Consider the following 317-nt stretch of genomic DNA (forward strand, 5'->3'; position numbering starts at 1 on the left):
CCAGGGTCCGGCCAGCGTAGCCTCCGCTAAGATCTACTCCGCCGCCCAACAGGGCGGTTTTTATTGCCTGTTATCCGGAGGTGAATATAACTTTTTTCAGTCTGTTCAGGACGATATGCTGACGCGGATCATAACCCTTTGCAATCCAGAGCCGAAATTGCTGACGCCGTTTCCTTGCCTGTAACAGGGATATCGACGGATAATCCCCTGTAGTCAGCTGACGGGTTAACCCTCCCAGCGATAACGGTAGAAAAATGTCACGCCGCCTCGAATGGAGAGCCTGACATTCAGTCCGGACGAGTTGAAGATAACCTCTG

1 protein-coding gene is annotated in these 317 nt (G+C 52.4%); it reads right to left on the reverse strand.

Annotated features, from left to right (window positions below):
• Positions 1-70: 70 nt before the first annotated feature.
• Positions 71-256 carry an Arm DNA-binding domain-containing protein gene (locus IU459_RS40340; RefSeq protein WP_369123114.1) on the reverse strand — a complete coding sequence of 62 codons (186 nt, stop codon included), beginning with the start codon at positions 254-256 and terminating at the stop codon, positions 71-73.
• Positions 257-317 lie beyond the last annotated feature (61 nt).

Source organism: Nocardia amamiensis (genome assembly GCF_015477605.1).
In the GTDB taxonomy this organism is placed as follows: domain Bacteria; phylum Actinomycetota; class Actinomycetes; order Mycobacteriales; family Mycobacteriaceae; genus Nocardia; species Nocardia amamiensis_A.